Annotated in this window: 4 protein-coding genes; all 4 read left to right on the plus strand. The window is 61.5% G+C overall.

Features of this window, described 5'->3' with window-relative positions; translation table 11 throughout:
• The first annotated feature begins 130 nt into the window (after positions 1-130).
• Genes G6R15_RS14340 through G6R15_RS14355 form a run of 4 tightly spaced genes read left to right on the plus strand, consistent with a single transcriptional unit; the run spans position 131 to position 9005 of the window.
• Positions 131-5560, plus strand: a complete 5430-nt coding sequence (locus tag G6R15_RS14340; RefSeq protein WP_164660648.1) for an alpha-2-macroglobulin family protein — start codon at positions 131-133, stop codon at positions 5558-5560.
• Complete coding sequence (locus G6R15_RS14345; protein WP_164660649.1) at positions 5557-6117, plus strand: putative glycolipid-binding domain-containing protein; 561 nt, start codon at positions 5557-5559, stop codon at positions 6115-6117. The genes G6R15_RS14340 and G6R15_RS14345 overlap by 4 nt, the downstream gene beginning before the upstream one ends.
• Positions 6095-8140: a penicillin-binding protein 1C gene (gene pbpC / locus G6R15_RS14350; protein ID WP_240336771.1), complete on the plus strand. Its 2046-nt coding sequence runs from the start codon at positions 6095-6097 to the stop codon at positions 8138-8140. Before G6R15_RS14345 ends, pbpC begins: the two co-directional genes overlap by 23 nt.
• Positions 8141-8159: 19 nt before the next feature.
• The gene (locus G6R15_RS14355) at positions 8160-9005 is read left to right on the plus strand and encodes a 2-keto-4-pentenoate hydratase (protein ID WP_164660650.1); all 846 of its coding nucleotides are present in this window, start codon (positions 8160-8162) and stop codon (positions 9003-9005) included.
• Positions 9006-9080: the final 75 nt, after the last annotated feature.

Consider the following 9080-nt stretch of genomic DNA (forward strand, 5'->3'; position numbering starts at 1 on the left):
AGTCCCCAGGCGGTTCTTGGCCCGCAGCATCCGACGAGTCGGTGAACAAGTATTTAAGCAAGTCTCAATGTGGGAATCGTTGCCAAGCCGCTGTCGCCCATGCGACCCTGATCCAAACAGGGAGGGCATCATGCCACGCTTTGTCATTAAGCTGATTGGTCAAATTCTTTCGATAATTTTGCTGGCGGGGAGCGCGACTGCGCAAGACGCCGTTCCGGGCTTTCGCTACATCGTGACCCAGGACATGGATTTTTACGGCGCTGATCTGGATGCGCTGTTTGATACGGACCTGAATTCCTGTGTCCGGGCGTGTTCTGCCAACCGTCAGTGCGCGGCTTTCACGTTCAACACACGGTCAAATTCCTGCTTCCCCAAAAGCGGCCTAAGCGATCAGACCCGCTACGAAGGCGCAATTTCGGCGCAAAAGATCGCTACATCTGCGGACGCATTGCAACGCGGGACGGCGCGCGCGCAGGCCCTGAACGTGTTGCGGGAACGTGATTTTACGCAGGCCCTTGTTATGGCACGCGATTTGGGCTTGCGCCATCGCGCGGGTGGTCGCGATATTGAGGCGGTTTTGGGCGCCATGCGTGCCGCGGCCTCGGATCCGGTGCGCGCCTTGGGCTGGACGGGTGTGGCGGTGTCCCTGAGCGATCGCGCCGATCTGTGGGGTGAATATGCACGGCGGTTGCTGCAGATCGAACCGGACGCACGGCGCAGATCCGAAATGCGCGCGATGGCGATTTCGGCCGCACTCAACAGCTATCTGCGTTCTGACAATGCGGGCGCGCAAGTCACCGCGCTGGAGCTTTTGTCCCAGGCATTGGAACGTTCGGGTCGCGGGCGTGATATGGTTGCTGTGCTGCGCCACGCGTCCGAGGTTCAACCGCGCGAGGATATTCTGGCCGCCCTGGAAAGCGCCATCGCCAAATACGGTTTCCGGGTGGTCGACAGCACGGTGGAAAGCGATGCGGCTGCTCCTCGCATCTGTGTGCAATTCTCGGAACCGCTGGAAAAGGCCAGCATCGACTATGATCCGTTTGTTCAACTGCCCACAACGACCCTGTCGGTTCAGGCCGACGAGCAGCAGCTGTGCGTTGATGGTGTCGAGCATGGCGAACGCTATCGGTTCACTCTTCGCAAGGGATTGCCCGCTGCGTCGGGCGAAACCCTGCACCGCGATGTGACGCTGACGCATTATGTGCGCGACCGCTCTCCATCAGTGCGGTTCCCCGGGCGGTCTTACGTTCTGCCAAAAACGGCTGAGGCCGCGTTGCCGGTTGAAACCGTGAACTTGACCCAGATCGACCTGCGCCTGCGCCGGGTCAGCGACCGCAACCTGCTGCGCGCGGTGCAGGATGGTTTCTTTGGTCGTCCACTCAGTCAGTGGCAGGATCAGCAGTTCGCCACCGAGATCGCGCAGGAGGTCTGGACTGGCACCGCCGATGTCACCAGCGAACTGAATCGCGACATGACCGCCCGTCTGCCACTGACCGAGGCGATTGTCGGCCAACCGGCAGGTATCTATGCGCTGACGGCTCGCGTTCCGGGTGCCGATCCTTATGACGATCCGGGCGCGACGCAGTGGTTTGTCTTGTCCGATTTGGGGATGCGCACGGTGTCTGGTACCGATGGTCTGCACGTCTCAGTCTTGGGGCTTGGCGATGCCAAACCGCGCGCCGGTGTCCAAGTTACGCTGATCTCGAAAGCTAACGCTGTTCTCGCCGAAGCGGCGACCGATGCAGATGGCAACGTGCGCTTTGACGCTGGCCTCACCCGTGGCTCCGGTGCGGCAGCACCGGCGATGGTCTTTGCCCGGCAAGGCGACAGCGACATCGGGTTCCTTTCACTAACCGATCCAGCGTTTGATCTGTCTGATCGCGGGGTCGAGGGGCGGCCCGCGCCCGGCCCGGTCGACGTTTTCCTGACCACCGACCGTGGCGCATACCGCGCCGGAGAGGTGATCAACGCCACCGTTTTGGCACGCGACGGCGTGGCCCAAGCCATCGACGGACTGCCGCTGACAGCGATCCTCAGCCGACCGGATGGGGTGGAATATCTGCGCCGCGTTTCAAACGGCGGCGTCGCAGGTGGTCATGTCTTCGCCCTTCCGGTGGATGCCACTGTGCCGCGTGGTTCTTGGCGGTTGGACATCAAAAGCGACCCCAAGGGCACGGTGCTGGCCAGTCAGACCGTGTTGGTCGAGGATTTCCTGCCCGAGCGTATCGACTTTGACCAAAGCCTGCCGAATGCGCCCTTGCGCCCCGGTGACAGCGTACCGCTCAGCATTGATGCGCGTTATCTGTTTGGCGCGCCGGGGTCTGATCTGACCACTGACGGGCAGGTCGTGATCCATACCACGCAACAGCTTGCGGCTTATCCCGGCTATCGCTTTGGCCGCTATGACAGCTCGGTCACCGCGCAAAGCAGCTATTTCGGCGGCGAACGCACGGACGCACAAGGCAAAGCGCAGCTGTTTGTGGACATCCCCAAGATCGACGCCGCAGGTCGCCCGCTAGAGGCAACGTTGATCACCCGTCTCGCCGACGGTTCGGCCCGTCCGGTGGAACGTCGCCTAGTCGCGCAGGTCAACCCGCCCACGGATGTGATTGGGATCAAGCCCCTGTTCGAAGATGTTGTGGCCGAAGGGTCCGAGGCCGCGTTTCAGGTCATCGGCCTGACGCCTGACTTGAAACCGCAAAACATGCGCGTGCGCTGGACCCTGAACCGGGTCGAGACGCGCTATCAGTGGTATCAGCTTTATGGCAATTGGAACTGGGAGCCGACCAGGCGCCGCACCCGCATAGAGACCGGCGAGGCTGATCTGGGCAGCGAGCCTTTGACAGTCACTCAACCGGTTGATTGGGGCGAGTATGAGTTGGAGGTCGAACGGTTGGATGGCACCTACACCGCTGCGGCGTTCGATTTCTATGCTGGCTGGTATCAGGGCGGGGATTCCTCGGTCACACCGGACCGATTGGAGCTTTCGCTGGACAAAGACAGTTACAGCGTTGGCGAGACCGCACAGCTGCGGATCGTGCCGCGCATGGGTGGCACTGCGCTGATACAAGTGATGTCGAACGAGGTGATCCACCGCGAGATGGTTGAGGTCACCGCAGGCGACACCCGAATTCCGCTGAGTGTAACAGCGGATTGGGGCAGCGGCGCTTATGTCACTGCCACTGTGATCCGTCCGATGGACGTGAGCGCAGGCCAAAACCCGGCTCGCGCGCTTGGCCTGGTGCATGCCACGGTCGAGCCCGAAGGGCGCAAGCTGGCAGTGTCCATCGACACGCCCAAAGTTGTGCGACCGCGACAAAAACAGATCGTCAGTGTCTCGGTGGACGGTGCGGCAGAAGGCCAAGACGTCTATTTGACGCTTGCTGCAATTGATGTGGGTATTCTGAACCTGACGGGTTTCCAAAGCCCCGATCCGCAAGGCCACTATTTTGGCCAGCGGCGTTTGGGGGTTGAGCTGCGCGATGTCTATGGCCGTCTGATCGACGGGATGAACGGGGCTATGGGACAAGTGCGCTCGGGTGGGGATGCCGACAACGGAGCGCGGATGCAATCACCGCCACCGACCCAAGACCTGATGGCGGTGTTCAGCGGAACAGTGAAAGTTGGTCCCGATGGCACAGCACAGGTCGAGGTGCCACTGCCCGCTTTCAATGGAACGGTTCGTCTGATGGCTGTGGCCTGGTCGCAATCTGCCGTGGGTCAGGTCGAGCATGACATGGTGGTGCGCGATCCGGTGGTTCTGACTGCCAGCTTGCCACGGTTCCTGGCCCCCGGCGACAGCAGCCGCATGTTGCTGGAGGCGGTGCATGCCGACGGTGCGGCGGGAGAGATTCAGCTGCGTGTCTCCGCTGCGAAAGGCGTGCAGGTGGGCGATGTGCCCGCTGCCTTTGCATTGAAAACCGGCGAAAAGAAATCCTTTGTCATTCCGATCCGCTCAGGGAGCGTCGGTGATCCAACTATCGAGCTTGCCCTGACCACGCCTGATGGCGTCACACTGACGCAAACTTTGCGGATGCCGGTTCGGGCCAATGATCCTGTTGTGGCGCAAACCCGACGGTTCTCGCTGGCCGGAGGCGACAGTTTCCTGTTCTCGGACGATGTGTTTGCCGGGCTGCGACAAGGATCGGCACGTGCCATCCTGTCAGCCGGTCCACTGGCCAAGTTCGACGCACCTGGTCTGCTGAGCACGCTCGACCGCTACCCGTACGGCTGCACCGAGCAGGTCACATCGCAGACTATGCCGCTGCTTTATCTGTCGTCCGTGGCGCAGGCCACCGGGCTCGGCAGCGCGACGAAAATCTCGGCCCAGATTGATGCGGCCATCTCGCGCGTTCTGACGCGGCAGGCGTCAAACGGGGCCTTTGGTCTGTGGCGCGCCGAAAGCGGTGATTTCTGGCTGGACGCCTATGTCTCGGACTTCTTGAGCCGGGCACGGGTCGAAGGGTACACGATCCCGGAACGCGCGTTTGCTCAGGCGAAGGACAACCTGCGCAACCGCATCAACTATGCCCCCGACTTTGATTTAGGGGGCGAAGATGTGGCCTATGCCTTGATGGTGCTGGCCCGTGAAGGGGCAGCGTCCATGGGTGATCTGCGCTACTACGCCGACGTGAAAGCCGAAGCTTTTGCCACCCCGCTGGCTGTGGCGCAATTGGGTGCGGCGCTGGCGATGTATGGCGATCAAACACGGGCCGATGCGCTGTTTGCGCGGGCTGCTGGCATGTTCGAAGAGCATGGTTTTGGTGACAACGCGTACTGGCGCGCGGACTATGGCACCTCGCAACGGGACTTGGCGGGACTGCTGGCGTTGGCGGCCGAGGCAGGCAGCGTGACGGCGCAGAATGCGGAGCTGGTTCATCAAGTCAGCCAGACCGGTGATCGCCTGTCCACGCAAGAGGCCGCATGGACCCTGCTTGCCGCGCAGGCGTTGATCAAGTCACCTGAACACGCGGGCCTGTTGGTAAATGGTGCCCCTGTCACGGGCCCATTTGTTCAGGTGCTGCAAGGCGCGGGAAAAGACAGCTACAACATCACCGCTTCTGATGGGCAAACGACCGAGGTGACACTAACCACCCTTGGCGTACCTGAAATAGCACCCCCAGCGGGTGGCACCGGATATGGCATCACGCGGCAGTATTTCTCGATGGAAGGCGCGCCGCTGGATCGCCGAAGCTTCTCCGTTGGTGAACGCTTTGTCACCGTTCTGACTGTTGAGCCGTTCGAGCCATCGGGCGCACGCCTGATGATCGATGACCCGCTGCCCGCCGGGATCGAAATCGACAATCCCAGCTTACTGCAATCGGGTGATGTGCGGTCATTGGACTGGCTTGATCTTTCCGAGGCGACCCATGCCGAATTCCGATCAGACCGCTTCCTGGCAGCCGTTGACATGGACAACAGCGAGCAGGTGACGGTGGCCTATGTGGCGCGCGCCGTGACTCCTGGTGAATTTCATCACCCGGCGGCGGCGGTCGAAGACATGTATCGTCCTCGCTATCGGGCACGGACTGATACAGGGCGGGTTGAGGTCACGCCATGACCCATCCCCTGGCCACGGCGCATTGGCAGCGAACGGTGGGTGAAGGCACTGACCGTTGCACCTTGTCGCGCGTGAAACAGGGTTGGATTCTCGTCGGCTATGCCGTCTGGCGCGTTGACGGTATCGGCTCGCGCCTGAGTTATGATGTGCGTTGCGGCCCCGAATGGCAGAGCCTGTCAGCAGATGTCGCCGGAGAGGTCGAAGGGCGCCCGGTGAAACTGCGCTTGACGCACTGTGACGAGGGTTGGCTGCTGAATGACGTGCTGCAACCGGGCACAAAGGATTGTATCGATCTGGACCTGAGCTTTACCCCAGCAACCAATTTGCTGCCGATCCGGCGGTTGGGCGGTGTTCCCGGCGAACAGGTTACAACCCAAGCTGCCTGGCTCAAACCCGACCTGGATCAGATTGCGCGCCTGGATCAGATTTACGAACGGGCACCGGGCGGGCAGGTGCAGTACAGATCACCGAGTTTTTCCGCCCTGTTGGATGTGGATGCCAGCGGGTTTGTTACGACCTATCCCGAAGGCTGGCATGGGTGGGTGGATGAGGCTTAGCGGTGCGTTCATCAGCTTTGCTTTGGCGGTTGGATTTTTCCTGACTGCCCTGACACGCGACCGATTGGACGTTTGGATCGACCGGGCAAAACTGCCCTTGGTTCTGTCGGAAACCTCGGTCGAGGTACGGGACCGCAATGGCCAGCTATTGCGGGCCTATCAGGTGGGCGACGGCATCTGGCGTCTGACACCAGGGCCGGTGGATGCGACTTATGTGACCATGTTGAAACGGTACGAGGACAAGCGGTTCGACACCCATGCGGGTGTTGACCCAATGGCCATGCTACGCGCGGTTGGGCAGGCGCTGTGGAATGGTGGAACGGTTTCGGGTGGCTCGACCCTGACCATGCAGGTCGCGCGTTTGCTCGAGGATGGTTCGACCGGGCGCTGGTCCGGCAAGTTGCGTCAGATGCGTGTGGCAATGGCGCTGGAACGGCGGCTGAGCAAGGAGCAGATCCTGGATCTGTACCTGACCCACGCGCCGTTTGGTGGCAATCTGGAAGGAGTGCGCGCGGCCTCGCTCGCGTGGTTCGGCAAAGAACCGCGACGCCTGACCGCTGCGCAGGCGGCGCTGCTCGTGGCCCTACCACAATCCCCCGAAACCCGACGCCCGGATCGTCACCCGGATGCGGCCCGGGCTGCCCGGGACCGGGTGCTGTCGCGGATGCAGGCCCAAGGCGTCCTGCCCGTGGCCGAGGTCACGGTCGCCACTGCGGAACGCTTGCCCAGAACTCAACAGCCTTTTCCCGCGCTGGCCCCGCATCTGGCTGATCGGCAACGCGCGCAGTTTCCGGACCGTTTGCGGCATGACGTGACCTTGGATGTCACCGCACAGGCCAGCCTGGAGCGCCTGATTGCGCAGGCTGCGCGCGAGGCTGGGCGTGCCATGTCTGCGGCACTGGTCGTGGCAGACGCCAAAACCGGAGAGATACTCTCCTCTGTCGGGTCACCAAAGTATGCTGACGACCGGCAGGGGTTCATTGACATGACCCAAGCGATCCGTTCGCCTGGATCGACGCTCAAACCGCTGGTCTACGGGCTGGCCTTTGATCAGGGTCTGGCCCATCCCGAAACGCTCATCCATGACGGGCCAGTTCAGTTCGGCCGCTATGCGCCGCGCAACTTCGACGGGCAGTTTCGCGGTGACGTGCGGGTGCGTGACGCCTTGCAAATGTCGCTGAATATTCCGGTGGTCAAACTGACGAACGCCTTGGGTTCCTCACGCCTGATGTCAGCTTTGCGCCGGGTCGGAACTGATCCGAAATTGCCGACGGGCAAACCTGGCCTGGCTATTTCATTGGGTGGCATCGGTATGAGTTTGCAGGATCTTGTACAGCTCTACGCCAGTCTTGCGCGCGGCGGACAGGGCGTTACCTTGCGCGATGACCTGTCGACTGCGACCGTCGAAACGGGTCGGGTTTTGTCCCCTGTCGCGGCCTGGCACGTGGGCGACATCCTGTCTGGGTTGACCCCGCCTTCGGGTGCGTCATCAGGTGTGTTGGCCTACAAAACCGGCACCTCTTACGGCCACCGAGACGCCTGGGCGATCGGCTATGACGGGCGCCATGTAATCGGCGTCTGGATGGGGCGGGCGGATGGCACGCCGGTTCCGGGGGTCTTTGGTGGCGACCTGGCAGCGCCGGTTCTGTTCCAGGCCTTTGGCCGATTGAAGCCTGCCTTTGATCCGCTGCCCCCACCACCTGCTGCCACGCTGATCCTTGGCGCAGCCGAGCTGCCGCGTCCCCTCCAGCGGTTTGAGGTACGCGCCAACGTCAGCAACGGAAACAGGCCAAGCCTGATCTTTCCGCCCAATGGCGCGCGTCTGGACACCCAGGGCGAAGCGCTGGCAATCAAGCTGCGCGGCGGTCAGGCGCCTTTTGTCGTGTTGGCCAATGGGGTGCCCGTAGTGCGCGGCATGCAGAGCCGCGAGTTTGAGATCGGTAATCCGGGTCGGGGTTTTTCGCAGCTGGTTGTGATCGACGGTACAGGACGGTCCGACCGGGCGAACATCCGCATTGATTGACCCACAAGGAGTATCCCAAGTGAGAATTGGTTTTTTCCTGTTAACCGCCTTCGTCTTTTGCGCGGGCAACGCCCTTGCCGATTGTGCCAGCGATGACGAAATTGCAGGTTTTGTCGCAGATTATATCTCCAACACTCCAACAGTGGCCTTATCCAAAGGTGGCACAATGGAAGACGCCCTGTGCACCCAAGCCAAGTTGGTCCGCGCGATGGAGCCCCATATGGGGCCGGTTATCGGCTATAAAGCCGGTCTGACCAGTAAACCGGCGCAAGAGCGGTTCAATGTCACCGAGCCATTGCAGGGCGTGCTCTATCAGAACATGATGCTGCGGGATGGGGCGGTGGTGTCAGCAAATTGGGGCGCGCGGCCGGTATTCGAGGCGGACTTGATCCTGGTCGTGGGCGATATGGGAATCAACCAAGCGCAAACCACCAAGGAAGTTCCGGCTCATGTCTCTGCCGTGCATCCCTTTATTGAATTGCCTGATTTGACCTTGGCCCAGGGTGAACTGATCACAGGCGTGACCCTGACGGCCATTGGGGTTGCGCCAAAGCTGGGTGTTCTAGGTGCTGCGATCCCGGTCACAGATGCCGAGGAGATGACTGATATGCTTGGGAAAATGCAGGTGTCATTAACCGCAGCCGACAGAGAGGTCTTGGCGCAGGTCCCGGGCAGGGCGGTTCTGGGACACCCGGCTAATTCGGTTCTGTGGCTCATATCGAAGGGCATTGAGTTTGCGCCCGGTGACATGATTTCGATCGGTTCTTTCGGCCCGTTGTTTCCACCCGTCAGGGGAAAGGGTGGCGCCATTGCCACCTACGCCGGTTTGCCCGGCAATCCGTCGGTGGGTGTGACGTTCAAGTAGCTTTGCGTGTTGGGACGGGCTGGAAACGAACAAGCGCTCCCGCCCGTCGTCGATGTTTCTGACGAAACACCTCCT

It is taken from the genome of Tropicibacter sp. Alg240-R139 (assembly GCF_900537075.1).
Classification (GTDB): domain Bacteria; phylum Pseudomonadota; class Alphaproteobacteria; order Rhodobacterales; family Rhodobacteraceae; genus Falsiruegeria.

Excerpts from the sequence above, each read along its gene's own strand:
- pbpC (WP_240336771.1), top strand. The coding sequence starts at position 6,095 with ATGGGTGGGTGGATGAGGCTTAGCGGTGCGTTCATCAGCTTTGCTTTG.
- G6R15_RS14340 (WP_164660648.1), top strand. The coding sequence starts at position 131 with ATGCCACGCTTTGTCATTAAGCTGATTGGTCAAATTCTTTCGATAATT.
- G6R15_RS14345 (WP_164660649.1), top strand. The coding sequence starts at position 5,557 with ATGACCCATCCCCTGGCCACGGCGCATTGGCAGCGAACGGTGGGTGAA.